We start from the raw sequence: 14,967 nt of genomic DNA, 5'->3' as shown, positions 1-14,967 counted from the left end.
TTGCACTTATACGACAAAGGCGCCGTGTAACCCCCGTTTCGATGGAGGGTCGCATGGCGCCTTTTGCGTTTCTGGATGGATCAAGTGTTGGCAGGGTTTGAAGATGGCAGACAAAACCGTGCGTAGCGTGTGCCCCTATTGTGGCGTGGGCTGCGGCATCGTCATGCAGGTCGAGGGCAATCGGGTGGTCAAGATCGTCGGCGACAAGGCCCACCCGACCAATTTCGGCCGGCTCTGCACCAAGGGCACGACCTGCGGGCAGGCGATCGCCGAGTCGGGCCGGATGGAAAATGCCTACCTGCGCCAGGCCCGTGACCGGGACCCGGTGCGGGTCACCATGGACAAGGCCATCAGCGAGACGGCCAGCCGGCTGCGCAATATTCTGGATACCCACGGGCCCGATGCATTGGCGTTCTATGTGTCGGGGCAGATGTCGCTGGAAGCCCAATACCTGATCAACAAACTGGCCAAGGGATTTGTTCGCACCCACAACATCGAATCCAACTCGCGCCTGTGCATGGCCAGCGCCGGCAGCGGCTACAAGCTCTCGCTCGGTTCCGACGGGCCGCCCGGTTCCTATGAGGATTTCGACAAGGCGGACCTGTTCTTCGTGATCGGCGCCAACATGGCCGACTGTCACCCGATTCTGTTCCTGCGCATGATGGACCGGGTCAAGACCGGGGCAAAATTGATCGTGGTCGATCCACGGCGCAGTGCCACGGCGGACAAGGCCGGCCTGTTCCTGCAAATCCGCCCCGGCACCGACCTGGCATTGCTCAACGGCTTGCTGCACCTGCTGGTGAAAAACGGCCACACCGACCCGGACTTCATCGCCTCGTTCACCGAAGGCTGGGAGGTCATGCCGGCATTCCTTGAGGATTACCCACCAGAAAAAGTCGCGGCACTCACCGGCCTTGCCGAGGCGGATATTCGCCTGGCTGCCGAATCCATCGGCCAGGCGGCCAACTGGATGAGCTGCTGGACCATGGGCCTGAACCAAAGTACCCACGGCACCTGGAACACCAATGCCCTGTGCAACCTGCACCTGGCCACGGGTGCAATCTGCCGCCCCGGCAGCGGGCCGTTTTCCCTGACCGGGCAACCCAACGCCATGGGCGGTCGGGAGATGGGCTACATGGGCCCCGGCCTGCCGGGCCAGCGTTCGGTGCTGGTCGAGGCGGACCGGGGGTTCATCGAGGATTTGTGGAGCATCCCCCGCGGCAGCCTGCCCCGCACCGTCGGCGGTGGCACCGTGGCGATGTTCGAGGACATGAGCGCGGGCCGGATCAAGGCTTGCTGGATCATCTGCACCAACCCCGTGGCGTCGGTGCCCAACCGCCGAAACGTGATCGAGGGCTTGCAGGCCGCCGAACTGGTCATCACCCAGGATGCCTTCCTCGACACCGAGACCAACCGCTACGCCGACATCCTCCTGCCCGGTGCACTCTGGGCCGAGGCCGAAGGCGTGATGATCAACTCCGAACGCAACCTGACGCTGATGCAACAAGCCGTGGAGCCCCCCGGCGAAGCGCTGGCCGACTGGCAGATCATCGCCCGGGTCGCGTGTGAAATGGGCTTTGCCGAAGCCTTCACCTATGCCTCTTGCGCTGAAGTATTCGAAGAGATCAAGCGCGCCTGGAACCCCAAGACCGGTTATGACATTCGGGGGGCGAGCCATGCGCGCCTGCGGGAAAAACCGTTGCAATGGCCGTGCGCTTCGGATGACGCCGAAGATCGCAATCCGATCCGCTACCTCAACACCGGCGTGAGCCAAACACTCAAGACCGACGCCGATGGCAGCCGGCCGGCGATCGTGTTCGCCACCGAGCGCGGCAAGGGGATTTTCCTCCCCCGCCCGCACATGTCGCCCGCCGAGATGCCGGATGAACATTTCCCTTTCGTGCTCAACACCGGGCGCTTGCAACACCAGTGGCACACCCTGACCAAGACCGGCAAGGTGGCGACCCTGAACAAGCTCAACCCCGGGCCCTTCATCGAGATCCATCCGGAAGATGCCGCCCGCTTCGGCATACGCGACAAGGACCCGGTCGAAGTGCGCTCCGTGCGTGGCCGGGCCGTGCTGCCGGCGGTGGTGACCGACCGGGTGCGCCAGGGCAATTGCTTTGCGCCGTTTCACTGGAACGATGTGTTCGGAGAAAACCTGGCGATCAATGCCGTCACCCACGACGCGGTCGATCCAATCTCACAGCAGCCTGAATTCAAGTTCTGCGCGGTCGCCCTGCAACGGGTCGAACTGATCGAGCACCAGTTCCTCGAAGTGCCCGCGCCGGCTTTCGACAAACCGTCCCCCGTTTCCCCCTTGCCAGAGGAACCTGCCATGTCGTCTATCGAGGCCTTTGCCGATATCGCCGGTATCAGTCGCCGGCCCTCACCGAAGCTCAATGAACAGGAACGCCTGTACCTCGCCGGTTTTCTCAGTGGCCTGCAATCCACGGCAGGCCGTCAGGCGGGTGGCGTACCTGCCCTGCCCGCCAACGCGCCCCTGGCCAGCGACACCCGACTGTGGCTGGACGGTGTGTTGGGTGGGTTGTTCAGCCGGGTCGATTGCGCCACGCCAGCACTGGCCGACAGCGGCGAATCAACCACGTCCTCGCCTGCGGTGACGCTGCTGTGGGCCTCGCAAACGGGGAATGCCGAAGGCTTGGCCGAGCGTTTTGCTTCACGGTTGCGGGACAAGGGTATTACCGTCGAACTGAGCGCGATGGCCGATTTTCCCGCCAGCAAACTGGCAAATACACAAACCCTGGCCATTATCAGCAGCACCTTTGGTGACGGCGATGCGCCGGACAATGGAGAAGGTTTCTGGAATAGCCTCTGCAGTGCCCAGACACCTTTGAAGTCCTTGCGTTTCGCGGTTCTGGCGTTGGGTGATCGCAACTATGACCAGTTCTGCCAGCACGGCAAAAAACTGGATCAGCGTCTGCAGGAACTGGGCGCCACACGGCTGCTGGACCGGGTCGATTGCGACACGGAATTCGAGGCGCGGGCGGATCAGTGGCTGGCGCAATTCCAGCAATCGCTGCAACCGATAACAGTCGAGCCATCACCGGCCGCTGTCACCCGCCCCCTCGCAACGCCCTGCAAGGCCAACCCCTATGCCTCACGCTTGTTGAGCAACCTGCACCTGAACCAGCAGAGCCTCAACAAGGAAACCCGAATGTTTTCCCTGGCGCTGGACGATTCCGGGCTGCAATACCAGGCAGGCGATGCCTTGGGGGTTTTGCCGCGCAACTGCCCGGAACTGGTCGGTGAAATGCTGCAATTGACGGGGTTGAACGCCGACACATTGGTCAACATCGACAAGGTCGGTGAACGGCCATTGCTTCAGGCCCTGAGCGAGCACTTTGAAATCGCCCGGCCCAATAGCGACACCCTCGCCTTCATCGCCGAACGCAGCCGCAATCCGGGGTTGAAACAACTGCTGGGCAGCGAGCGCAAGGCCGAACTGAAAGACTGGTTGTGGGGCCGACAACTGGCAGACGTGTTGCAGGAGTACCCTGTCGACTGCACGGCCAGTGAGCTGCTGGGCACCCTCAAGCGCCTGCAACCCCGGCTGTATTCCATTTCCTCCAGCCCCAAGGCGCACCCGCAGGAAGTTCATCTGACAGTGGCCGCCGTGCGCTACGGCAAGCGCAAAGGCGTGTCGTCGACCTTCCTCGCCGACCGCGCCGAAAACACGACCGTCCCTGTGTTCTTGCAACCGTCGAAGCACTTCCGCGCGCCAACCGATGGCGACTCGCCAATGATCATGATCGGCCCCGGAACCGGCGTGGCGCCGTTTCGTGCTTTCCTGCAAGAACGTCGCGCCCGGGGCGACAAGGGCAAGAACTGGCTGTTCTTCGGTGAACAACACGCCGCCACTGATTTTTACTACCGCGATGAACTGCAAGGCATGCACCGCGATGGCCTGCTGACTGAACTCAGCCTGGCGTTCTCCCGGGATCAGGCACAGAAAATCTACGTGCAGGATCGCATCCGCGAACAGGGTGCCGAACTGTGGCGCTGGCTACAGGAAGGTGCGCAGTTATACGTCTGCGGGGATGCAAGCTACATGGCCAGGGATGTCGACCAGGCACTGCGCCGGATCGCCCAGGATCATGGCGGATTGTGCACCGAAGGCGCTGCGGATTACTGGCGCCAGTTGAGCGAGCAGAAGCGGTATTTGCGGGATGTTTATTGATGGGTTGCCGACAAACCTGTGGGAGCGGGCTTGCTCCCACATTGATGTGCGGCTACCAGCACTCACGACCGTTGATCCGAGATTTCGCCTTCAGCCAATAAAAACATATTTGTATGCTTAAATTGATATTGTCGTTCCCACCAACACGAGGGTGCCGTCATGAATATCAAGGTATTGGCTCTGATCCTGCTGGCTTTCTGCGCGCAACCGGCCTGGAGCGCAACGCCCGCCGCCTCCCCCACCGCCGACAGCCCGGCACTGACCACGCGCCTGGCGCTGCGTGACTTGTGGGTCGAGCACATCTTCTGGATCAGGACCTACGCACAGGCCAATCAATCCGCCGACCAAAAGCAAGCCAAGGTCGCCGCGGACCAAGTGGTCGACAACGCCACCAAAATCGCCAACAGCATCGCCCCGCTCTACGGCCAGCCGGCGGCGGATCAACTGCTCAAGTTGCTTGCCGGTCACTGGGGCGCGGTGAAACACTACAGCGACGCCACGGTGGCCAAGGACGCCAAGGGCAAACAGGCCGCCGTCACCGAGTTGACCACTAATGCCAAGGCGATTGCAGCGTTCCTGGCCGGTGCCAACCCGAACCTGCCGGAGGCGACGCTGGTGAATATGTTGTCGGCCCATGGCGGCCATCACGTGGCCCAGATCGATGAGTTCGCCGCCCACGATTACGCCGGTGAAGCGCGCACCTGGTCGATGATGCGCACGCATATCCTGGCGCTGGCCGATGCCTTGACCGCGGCACTGGTCAAGCAATTCCCGGACAAGTTCTGACACCACGCGGGGCATACCTACCATGCTGGAAGGACTGGGCCGGACGCAGCAAGACTTGCTCAATGCGTTGCTGCACCATGCGGGCGGCATGAGCATCGACGAGTTGGCTGACCATCTGTCCGTCACGCGCACGGCGATTCGCCAACACCTGGCGGCGCTGGAGCGTGACGGCCTGGTGCTGCGCGGCGAAACCCGCCCGACGGGACGGCGACCGGAGCAGCTGTATCGGCTCACGGACCATGCCAGGGAACAATTCCCTCGCCAGTATCAGCTGCTGGCCAACGCGCTGATCAATGAAGTGGCCGACATCATCGGCCCCGAGGCCCTGGCGACGCTGATGCGCAGCCTGGGCCGCAAACTGGCCCTGGACCGCGAGCAGGGCGTTGTCGATGAAGCGAAGATCGTGGAGCACATGAATCAGGCCGGTTATGAGGCCGAGGTGTTCTTTCGCTCATCCGGCGACCCGCAAATCGTCGCCCACAACTGCGTGTTCCATCGCCTGGCCGCGGCCCACCCGGTGGTCTGCGAGCTGGACCTGGCGTTGATCGGCACCCTGGGCGGCGGAGAAGTCGAGCACAGCGAATGCATGGTTCGCGGCGGTCATGTCTGCCGTTTCAAACTGCGGCCGGTCGAACCGGCACCGAAGGCTAAAACCGAATAGGCCCGTCCCTTCGCTACGTTCGTCGGACACTCGAGCGCATCAGAAAATATCCCCCCCTGCCCCTTGAACTAGTTTCGGGGCGCCAGTCTAAAACCGGCGATTGATCCTCCTCCCAACCGTCGTCATCTCATCAGAGTTGTCCGCCCCATGCGCCAAACCGCCCTCGCCTTGCGCTTCACTTCGCTGTGCCTGCTGTTCTCCCTGCCCCTGATCACCAGCCCCGCCCATGCCGGTGCGGAGCGAGAACTGGTGGACGCCATCAATGATTTCCGCGCCCATCCCCAGGGCTGCAGGAGTCGTCCCGGCCAACGCCTGGCACCGCTGGCACTCAAATCCAGCCTGGCGTTGCCGGTGGGTTATGGCGGTGGTTTGCGGGAAAGACTGAAGGATTCCGGGTATCAGGCGGTGTCGGTGCGCAGCATTCGTGTGGTGGGTGCGCGCGATGCCGATGAGGCGTTCGATCTGATGCAGAGCGAGCACTGCTCCGCCTTGCTCGACAGCCAATATGCCGATGTCGGGGTCAGCCGCAGCCGGGGTGAATGGCAAGTGGTGCTGGCGCAGCCGGTCATGAGCAGTCAATTGAACGATACGCGCAGCGTCGGCAAAACCTTGCTGGCGCAAGTCAACGCGGCCCGCGCAAAACCACGCCTGTGCGGTCGCCAGCGCTTCGCCGCCGCCCGGCCACTGGCCTGGAACCCCAACCTCGGCGCTGCAGCACAGGGGCACAGCAAGGCAATGGCCTACGGCAACTACTTCGCCCACCGCGATCCCGATGGTGAGATGCCCGCCGACCGGGCCAGAGCCGCGGGTTACCGTGGTCGGCAGATTGGCGAAAACATCGCCGCCGGCCAGGGCTCACCGAGCCAGGCCATGGCCGGCTGGCTGGCCAGCCCCGGGCATTGCGCCAACTTGATGAACCCGATGTTTACCCAGGTGGGTGCGGGCTTCGCGACGCAAGCGCGCAGTGATGAAGGGGTTTACTGGACGATGTTGTTTGGGGCGCCTTGAGGGTGACTGCTTGAATTTCTGTTGACTGTGATGCCGCTTTCGCGAGCACCCTCGCTCCCACAGGGAACTTTGGTGAACACAAAATCTGTGTACACACCGGTCCATTGTGGGAGCGAGCCTGCTCGCGAAGGCGATCGCTGCCCCACCAAAAATCTCCGGGATGGCGGGCCTCTTCATTGCAGAACCCATCCGGCCTTTACTTGACCAGCCGTGTTTCCTTTGATGGCCGATAGCCGAAATAAGCGCTGTAGCACTTGCTGAAGTGGCTGGGCGACACGAAACCACAGGCCACCGACACCTCAACAATGCTCAACGTGGTGTGCTGTAGCAAACGCCGTGCTTCAGTGATCCGCAAATCCATGTAGTAGCGCTGGGGCGTGGTGCCCAGTTGCTCCTTGAACAGCCGCTCGATCTGCCGCCGGGAGCGCCCCGCATATTCGCAAAGCGCTTCCATCTCCAGCGGCTCTTCGAGGTTGGCGTCCATCAGGTTGACCACCTCCCGCAGCGGGCCACAGACCGAGGCATTCAGCGACGGCTTTATGCGCCGGTAACGCGAAGCCTCGAACGCCAGGATATCTTCAATGCCGTCGGTCAACGCCTTGTCGTGCAATCCCCTGATCCACTCCAGTGCCATGTAGAACGTACCGTTAGGACTGGAGGCGGTCAGGCGGTCGCGGTCCACCACATAGGCTTCGCTGGTGACTTGGGTCAGCTTGGCGATTTCTGCCAGCGCCGGGCGATGTTCGGGGTGAATCGCACAGCGATAGCCGTCAAGCAAACCGGCCCGCCCGAGAAACCAGGCGCCGTTCCACACACCCGCCAGCGTAACCCCCTGCTCGGCGGCATCATGCAGGAGGTTGATCAACGCCTCGTCGGCCTTGAGCGCGGTGCGGTAACCGCCGCACACCACCAGCAAATCCAGTTCCTGGATCTCGGCGTGACTGAGGCTGGCATCGGGTCGGATCACCAACCCCAGATCGCTGATCACTTCCCCTTCGCTCAATCCAAAGGTTTTCGTTGAAAACAGCTCGGGGCGCAACAGGTTGGCGGTGACGATCGTGTCGAGCGCCTGGGTGAACGCCGGCAACGAAAAATGCTCCAGCAACAGAAAGCCCGCCCGGGCCCGGACTGACTGGCCTTCGTGCTCATTGAGGTAGCGCAGGTTTTTACCCTTCATGCCACCGCTGAACTGACGTCGCTCTACCAACGCACGCCTCGCTTCGTCGTGTTGACGACCATGTGATTCAACGCCTTGATATCTGTCGCTCCTGACCGCAAAAAACGAAGCCGGCGAACCCGAATTTGCTCGCTGCGTGCTCTGTTTACTCAAGTTGAGACCCGTGAGCAAGCGAATCACTACAAAACCGCAACAAACGCCATCGACATCACTGGCTCTATCGATTGCCCCTGCCTACGCTTGCCGAAGCGATATCCGCGGAGGCCCGCCCATGCGCAGGACCGTGCTGCCCATTTTGCTGTGGCTCGCTGCTGCCCTGGAAAAGTGGCCCTGCCGCCTCCGCTGTAACAGCAAACCTGACCCTGTCCAGTTAAAGTAGCGCGACATACTTCAGGGAATCATCTTGCATGGAAGAACTACATCGGGGCAGCTGCCTGTGTGGCGCAGTCAAATACGGCGTATCGACCGAGCTGAAAGCCGTCACCCATTGCCATTGCAACAAGTGCCAAAAGGGACATGGCGCAGCCTTCGCCACTTATGCAAGCGCTCCTGCGTCGGCGGTATCAATTCTGACTGGCAGTGAGTCGCTCAAGGGCTATGAGTCATCCGAAGGCGTCACTCGCCAGTTCTGCTCCAACTGCGGCTCTTCGCTGTTCTGGTGTGATTCGAAGGGATCGTTTTCACAGTGGATGTCGATTGCCATCGCTACGCTGGATACGCCGTTCCCGGTACGCAAGCAGAAACACAGCTGCGTCGATTCGAAAGCGAGTTGGTATGAGATAGCAGATCGGCACCCACAAACGAGTTGAGCGTCAAATCAGACGCCCGATGAAGGACGACGTACCGCCCTCACCCGCCCACTGCTGCCACCCCCACAGAAAAACCGCTCGCCACCATCGGACTCAAGTCCGGAGACCCCGATGCCTGCCGGCATCTTCAGGCTCTCAAGCACCTCGCCGGTGTTCGAATCGACGCGGCGCAATTCGCTTTCATCTCCCTCCCACGTGCCATGCCACAGTGCGCCCTCGACCCAGGTCACGCCGGTGACAAAGCGGTTGGATTCCAGGGTGCGCAGGATCACTCCGCTTTCGGGGTCGATCTGATGGATTTTGCGTTCGCGGTACTGGCCCACCCACAGCGTGCCTTCGGCCCAGGTCAGCCCCGAGTCGTTGCCGCCACCGGGTGCCGGGATGGTGGAAAGTACGCGACCGGTCTGAGGGTCGATTTTCTGGATGCGGTCCTCGGCGATCTGGAACAGATGCTTGCCATCGAAGGCGGTGCCGGCATGGGCGGCGACGTCGATCGAGCGCAGGATCCGGCCGCTCTCGGGGTCCAGGGCGTTTAGCTTGTCGGTGGTTGCAAACCACACTTGCTTGCCGTCCCAGGTGACGCCGTGTACGGCGTCGACACCTTCGATGGGGCCATAGTCACGGAGGATTTCGGCGGCTGACTGTTTCATGTGGGTGTTCCTCTTCAGGGGTTGGTGGCGTTCATCCTAGCCACCGGGCAACGGAACCGGGAGTAACAAGGTCGTCGCGAAACCGGGGACCGGCGGGGTCAGCCAACGCCGTGCCCGCCCCTGTCCGAACGACTGCACCTTGCCCGATTCGGCCAGCGTATCGAGGGTCCGCTGGACGGTGCGCTGGCTGCTCCCCAATGCCAGCGCCAAGGCCGAACTCGACCATGCCTCGCCGTCGCTGAGCAAGGCGAACACCGCTGCATGTTTTTCTTCAACCGGTGGGGTGAGCAGGACAACGTCGGGTGAAACCTGCAAGACCAGTGCATAGCCGCGTTGGGTAGCGCTCACACCGGCCAAGGGTTTGAGTGCCGCCCGTAACCGGCCGATTTCGACCCGCAGCCGGGCACGATGGGATTCATCGCTGAGCTTCAGGCGAAAGGCCCTGGCGATGAGTGTTTCCCGTGGCACATCGTGCGGCCAGGCTTCGGCCAGTGATCGCACGAGCGTGAAGAGGATCGGCCGCGTCGACAGCGACACCGACATGCCCGCACCGCGCACGAGGTAACGACAGGCGTCCACCACCAGCGAGGTCGAGGCCAGCAACGCCTCCACCTCGTCGAGCAGCAACGGTCGCTCTTCACCCAGGGTCAGCCAATACGCGGCGGGACTGTCGAGTATGCGAACGGCACTGTCGACTTCCGCCACCAGCGCGGGAATGGCGGATTGCCGGGCGGCGAGTTCGGCTCTGGCGAGAGCCGCGCGGGCGGTTTGTGATTGCAGGTGCCGCATGGCGATCCCCGCCGACACCAGCTCATGGGTCGCCCGCAATGGCGGCGGCAGGGTTGCCGGGTCAAGTCGGGCGAGTTTTTCCTGTGCCTCCTCGAGCTGGCCGATCAGCAACAGGCGGCGGATATCCAGATACCGCGCATGGGCGGCATTTACCCAATCCCCGTGAGTCTCCAGCGTGTGTTGTGCCGCGTAGAGTGCTTTCACCGGCCAACCGAGGTCCCGTGAAGCCAGTGCGATCTCGGCTTCGGCGACGATGCACCGCGCCCTGGCTACCACCTCCTTCGGCCCGAACGCCCGCGCCGCCCGACGTACCAGCGCCTTGGCCCGCAGCAGATCGCCCAGTTGCGCCATGGCAATCCCGCGCAGCGCCAGCGCGGGTGCATCCTCGCGCAACGCAACCCGGTCCAGTGCGCCGAGCGGATCACCGGCCGCCAGTGCCTGGGCGGCGGCTGTGATCAGCGAGTCCATTGCAGTCCTGCCATGGGAATCACTCCAGCGGTGGATAGTCGCTTGAGTCTATCTCAGAGAGTTCTCTGCGCAGGACGCCGCGGGATTTTCTGCGACTGTTCCGACGTCTTCGCTGGCAAGCCAGCTCCTACCGGGGAATGCGCACTCCAACCGCTCGTCGCCAGGTACAAAAATACCCGTTGACGCCGATTGGGTTCTGCGGGACTATCACTTCCATCGGATGCGATCTAAACGCACACGATACTAAATCAAACCAAAATGTACCACCGAGGATTCACCCATGAGCAAGATCGAAAAAGTACTGGCCACCGGCAAAACCCACACCATCTTGAACAGCGCCGGCTACACCTCGCGCGGCCATAACGGCAACCTCGATATCGAACTGTCGTCGCCCGGTTCCGCCCAGCCGGCCCACGTGTTCACCGCCACCCAGCCCCACCCGAAAGCCGAGCAATTGTTCGCCGGCGCCTGGTCGGCCTGCTACACCGCCGCCGTCGGTCTGGTGGCCCAGGAACGCAACATCGTGCTGCCAGCGGACATGGCCGTCGACATCGAAGTCGACCTGGGCCAGACTGGTCCGGCCTACTTCCTTCAGGCCCGACTGACCCTGCGCGTTCCGGGGCTGGCCCAAGATGTTGCGACCGAACTGGCGCACATCGCAGATTCCATCTGCCCCTACTCCAAAGCCACACGCGGCAATATCGACGTTGCCCTGACCGTAATCACGGCGTGATCTTTTAGCGAATCACTAATATCGCATGCGATACAAGCGCATGCGAACACACCATACTGTAAATCCGAGGAAATCATCATGAGCAAGATCGAAAAAGTACTGGCCAGCGGCAAAACCCACACCACCCACAACAGTGCCGGCTACACCTCGCGCGGCCACAACGGCAGCCTCGACATCGAACTGTCGTCGCCTGGCAGCGCCACACCGGCCCACGTGTTCACCGGTGTCCAGCCGCACCCGAAAGCCGAGCAACTGTTCGCCGGGGCCTGGTCGGCCTGCTACATCGCAGCGGTCGGCCTGGCAGCCCAACAGTTGAAGGTGACACTGCCGGCCGATACAGCCGTCGACATCGAAGTCGACCTTGGCCAGACCGGTGCGGAGTATTTCCTCCAGGCTCGCCTGACCCTGCGTGCACCGGGCCTGGAACAGGGCATCGCCACTGAACTGGCGCACATCGCGCACTCCATCTGCCCGTACTCCAAGGCCACCCGCAACAACATTGACGTCACCCTGAATGTCGTCACCGCGTAACGCAACCCACGGCCGGTTCACCAGGCATTCCACCGGGTGAACCGGCCGTCGGCCTTTACACAACTTGAGCTGACTGAAGGATTCAAGCACTTCCGACACCATCGCATCCGACGTATAGTTTCAGCCTGTCAAGACTGGCCATAGAGATCGCCCATGAAAACCACCGACAAGCCATCCGCACTGGATCTGAAGCTCTCCGACTTCCTGTGCTTTGCGGTCTATTCCACCAACCTGGCCTTCGGCAAGGCCTACAAGCCGATGCTCGAACGACTCGGCCTGACCTACACGCAATACATCACCCTGGTGGCGCTGTGGGAGGTCGACAACCAGACCGTGGGCAGCCTCGGTGAAAAGCTGTTTCTCGAATCCAACACCCTGACGCCAATCCTTAAAAAGCTTGAGGCGATGGGGTATCTGCTTCGCCAGCGTGACCCGGAAGATGAGCGTCAGGTGCGGATCAGCCTGACCCCGCAAGGTCGCAAACTTCGCGAAGAACTGACAGAAGACGGCTTTCCGCAAACCGGCCTTGATCCGGATGATTTTGTGCAGATGCAGAAAGCAATCGTGGCGTTGCGCAATAACCTGATTCGCACGACCAACGCCGACAAGTAAGCGCTGATCCAGTGTGGGAGCGAGCCTGCTCGCGAAAGCGGAGTGTCAGTCGACACATGTATTGATTGACACTCCGCTTTCGCGGGCGAGCCCGCTCCCACAGGTTTTAGTGGTGTTTAAAGATTATTTGTCGGACTTGATCGCGGTCCACACCCGCGTGCGCACCCGCTCCAGTTTCTGCGGCAACGGCTGCACGACATACAAGGTTTTCAGTGCTTCGCTGGTCGGCGTCAGGTTCGGGTTACCGGTAATGTCTTTGTTGATCAGCGCCAGCGAGTCTTTGTTGGCGTTGGGATAGCCGAGGAAGTCGCTGATGGGCGCGATGACTTTCGGCTCGAGCAAGGTGTTGAGAAACTCGTGGGCCTCGTCGACGTCCTTCGCGCTTTTCGGAATGGCGAAGGTGTCAAACCAGATCGGTGCGCCCTCCTTCGGCAAGCGCCAGTCGACCACCACACCATTGCCCGCTTCCTTGGCCCGGTTGCCGAACTGGTAGAAGCTGCCGGAGTAACCGATGGCCACGCAAATGTCGCCGTTGGCGATGTCGGTCATGTACTTGGCCGAGTTGAAGTAGGTGACGTAGGGACGAACCTTCAGCATCAACGCCTTGGCTTTTTCGTAGTCATCCGGGTTCTGGCTGTTCGGGTCCAGTCCCAGGTAATGCAGGGCCAGCGGCAGGATTTCCGAAGGCGAGTCGAGCATGGCCACGCCACAGGCCTTGAGCTTTTCCATGTTCTCGGGTTTGAACACCAGGTCCCAACTGTCCACCGGCGCATGCTCGCCCAGCGCCGCCTTGACCTTGGCCGGATTGAAGCCGATCAGCACAGTGCCGTACATATAAGGTACGCCGTACTGGTTGCCGGGATCGTTGGCGTCGAGCAACTTGAGCAGTGCCGGATCCTGATGCTTCCAGTTGGGCAGCTTGGACTTGTCGAGTTTCTGGAACACCCCGGCCTTGATCTGGGTTTCGATGAACTGGTTCGATGGCACCACCAGGTCGTAGCCGGAATTGCCGGTCAGCAGCTTGGCTTCCAGGGACTCGTTGGTGTCGAAGGTGTCCCAGGTCACTTTGATACCGGTTTGCGTGGCAAAGTCCTTGGGCACGGACGGCAGGATGTAATCCGCCCAGTTATAGACCCTCAACTCGCGCTGTTCGGCGTGCACCGCGCTGGCCAGCAGCGTCAGCCCGCAAACCGTGGCGCCCAGGATGCGTTTCATGGTTTCCATGGATCAGTTCCCCAATGTCAGCTCGTTGATTTTTTATGTTCTATTCACGGCAGCGGCCTGCAAAAAGGCCAAGGGCAAGGGCAAGGAAAATCAGGATTCAGGTTATGGATTCGATGGGTACGGCCAAGAAGCGACCCGGTTCCGATTCTTGCTGACAGCCCGGACGGTTCACAGCGTGAGGCAGGCCAAAAGGAGATCGATATGGCCAATATCCGTGTCCCGATGGATCAGGATGGACCTTAGCTGGGGGGATAATCTGCGGGCATAAAAAAACGCCAGTCCCGATCGGAACTGGCGTTTCTTGAAGATGGCAGGGGCGGCTGGATTCGAACCAACGCATGGCAGGATCAAAACCTGCTGCCTTACCGCTTGGCGACGCCCCTGCAAAAGTTGCGATGAGTGCCTGGCACTCGATTCCTGATTCACAACCTGTTTAAGGGGCTGTGTTGGAATGCGCGGAAATTTACCAACTTTTGTTTCGCCTGGGAAGCCCCTCGATCACAATTTTTCTTTTAAAACAGCAACTTGTTGTATTCGAAACTGAAAACCGCGGTTAAAGCAGACAATTTCATTATTAGCGTCGCTTAAACAACCGACATTTTTTCGGTGAGGTTTTGCTGCAAATACGCCAGGAAACGGCGCTGGAACAGCATCGTATGCTCGTGCGCCGCCTGCTCGGCTTCGTCTGGCTTGCCGGCCGCGATGGCGTTGACCATTTCATCGTGGTCGCGACCCAGGCGGGTATTGCTCCTGGCGGCGGCGCTGACGATGTAGTCGAAGTGCAAATGCAGCAGGCGCTGGCCTTCACCCAGGAGCTTTTCGTAGTAACTGATGAAGTACGGATTTTTCCCCGCCTCGGCAATCGCCATGTGAAAGGCCTTGTTGGCCTCGGACATGGCCTGGAAATCGCCGGTATCGACCGCTTCGTGATACGCCGCGTCAGCGTCGCGAATGCGCTGCAGGTCTTCATCGGTACGTTGCAGTGCCGCCAGGCGGGTCACTGCGCGCTGGATCAGATCGAGCGCGGAAATGTAGTTGGGGAATTCTTCGATTTCGAAAGGCGTCACCAGGGTCGTGCGGTTAGGCAGGATGGTGACCAGCCCCTCACTGATCAAACGCGCCAGCGCATCGCGTACCGGCGAGCGGGAAAGGCCGAATTGCGCGGCCAACGACACTTCATCCAGCGGCGTGCCGGGCTTGAGCTTGAGCGTCAGAATCTGCTTGCGCAGTTCTTCGTAGATATAGCGACCGCCATGGCGTTTCGCACCACTGGCGACTTCGTGCATGTCTTTGCTCATAGGATCTTGTTCTCAGGGGT

General features: G+C 61.1%; 13 protein-coding genes and 1 tRNA gene. 8 read left to right on the top strand and 6 right to left on the bottom strand.

Annotated elements, in window-relative coordinates; translation table 11 throughout:
- The first annotated feature begins 103 nt into the window (after window positions 1-103).
- From LAB08_RS11420 to LAB08_RS11405, 4 genes are all read left to right on the top strand, one after another.
- Complete coding sequence (locus LAB08_RS11420) at window positions 104-4,201, top strand: bifunctional nitrate reductase/sulfite reductase flavoprotein subunit alpha (protein WP_096512105.1); 4,098 nt, start codon at window positions 104-106, stop codon at window positions 4,199-4,201.
- A gap of 159 nt (window positions 4,202-4,360) precedes the next feature.
- Window positions 4,361-4,987, top strand: a complete 627-nt coding sequence (locus tag LAB08_RS11415) for a hypothetical protein (RefSeq protein ID WP_096512106.1) — start codon at window positions 4,361-4,363, stop codon at window positions 4,985-4,987.
- Window positions 4,988-5,009: 22 nt separating this feature from the next.
- A complete protein-coding gene (locus tag LAB08_RS11410) occupies window positions 5,010-5,648 on the top strand; it encodes a helix-turn-helix transcriptional regulator (RefSeq protein ID WP_096512107.1) in 639 nt (212 codons plus the stop codon).
- A gap of 147 nt (window positions 5,649-5,795) precedes the next feature.
- On the top strand, window positions 5,796-6,656 hold the full coding sequence (locus tag LAB08_RS11405; RefSeq protein WP_096512108.1) for a CAP domain-containing protein: 861 nt from the start codon (window positions 5,796-5,798) through the stop codon (window positions 6,654-6,656).
- Window positions 6,657-6,852: 196 nt separating this feature from the next.
- On the opposite strand, the gene LAB08_RS11400 is transcribed toward LAB08_RS11405, so the two are convergent.
- The gene (locus LAB08_RS11400) at window positions 6,853-7,863 is read right to left on the bottom strand and encodes a GlxA family transcriptional regulator (RefSeq protein WP_172901616.1); all 1,011 of its coding nucleotides are present in this window, start codon (window positions 7,861-7,863) and stop codon (window positions 6,853-6,855) included.
- 377 nt (window positions 7,864-8,240) lie between these two features.
- Between LAB08_RS11400 and LAB08_RS11395 the strand changes: the two genes are divergently transcribed.
- The gene (locus tag LAB08_RS11395) at window positions 8,241-8,642 is read left to right on the top strand and encodes a GFA family protein (protein WP_096512110.1); all 402 of its coding nucleotides are present in this window, start codon (window positions 8,241-8,243) and stop codon (window positions 8,640-8,642) included.
- Window positions 8,643-8,650: 8 nt separating this feature from the next.
- Here the strand turns inward: LAB08_RS11395 and LAB08_RS11390 are convergent, their stop codons facing one another.
- Window positions 8,651-9,292 carry a Vgb family protein gene (locus LAB08_RS11390; RefSeq protein ID WP_096512111.1) on the bottom strand — a complete coding sequence of 214 codons (642 nt, stop codon included), beginning with the start codon at window positions 9,290-9,292 and terminating at the stop codon, window positions 8,651-8,653.
- Between the two features lie 36 nt (window positions 9,293-9,328).
- Window positions 9,329-10,549, bottom strand: coding sequence for a helix-turn-helix domain-containing protein (locus tag LAB08_RS11385; RefSeq protein ID WP_096512112.1), 1,221 nt, complete (start codon window positions 10,547-10,549; stop codon window positions 9,329-9,331).
- Window positions 10,550-10,829: 280 nt separating this feature from the next.
- On the opposite strand from LAB08_RS11385, the gene LAB08_RS11380 reads away from it, so the two are divergent.
- The 3 genes from LAB08_RS11380 to LAB08_RS11370 all read left to right on the top strand — a co-directional run bounded on the left by LAB08_RS11380 (window position 10,830) and on the right by LAB08_RS11370 (window position 12,425).
- Window positions 10,830-11,282: an Ohr family peroxiredoxin gene (locus LAB08_RS11380; protein ID WP_096512113.1), complete on the top strand. Its 453-nt coding sequence runs from the start codon at window positions 10,830-10,832 to the stop codon at window positions 11,280-11,282.
- Window positions 11,283-11,360: 78 nt separating this feature from the next.
- Entirely contained in the window at window positions 11,361-11,813 is a 453-nt protein-coding gene (locus tag LAB08_RS11375) for an Ohr family peroxiredoxin (protein ID WP_096512114.1), read from the top strand.
- 153 nt (window positions 11,814-11,966) lie between these two features.
- Window positions 11,967-12,425, top strand: a complete 459-nt coding sequence (locus LAB08_RS11370) for a MarR family winged helix-turn-helix transcriptional regulator (protein WP_096512115.1) — start codon at window positions 11,967-11,969, stop codon at window positions 12,423-12,425.
- Window positions 12,426-12,548: 123 nt separating this feature from the next.
- Here the strand turns inward: LAB08_RS11370 and LAB08_RS11365 are convergent, their stop codons facing one another.
- From LAB08_RS11365 to LAB08_RS11355, 3 genes are all read right to left on the bottom strand, one after another.
- Window positions 12,549-13,649: a polyamine ABC transporter substrate-binding protein gene (locus LAB08_RS11365; protein WP_096512116.1), complete on the bottom strand. Its 1,101-nt coding sequence runs from the start codon at window positions 13,647-13,649 to the stop codon at window positions 12,549-12,551.
- 308 nt (window positions 13,650-13,957) lie between these two features.
- Window positions 13,958-14,032 (bottom strand) — tRNA-Gln (locus tag LAB08_RS11360).
- 201 nt (window positions 14,033-14,233) lie between these two features.
- A complete protein-coding gene (locus LAB08_RS11355) occupies window positions 14,234-14,935 on the bottom strand; it encodes a GntR family transcriptional regulator (RefSeq protein ID WP_246218998.1) in 702 nt (233 codons plus the stop codon).
- Window positions 14,936-14,967: the final 32 nt, after the last annotated feature.

This window comes from Pseudomonas izuensis (assembly GCF_002356535.2).
Lineage (GTDB): Bacteria > Pseudomonadota > Gammaproteobacteria > Pseudomonadales > Pseudomonadaceae > Aquipseudomonas > Aquipseudomonas izuensis.
The sequence above is the reverse complement of the archived record's forward strand: the minus strand, read 5'-3'. Positions and strand labels throughout refer to the sequence as shown.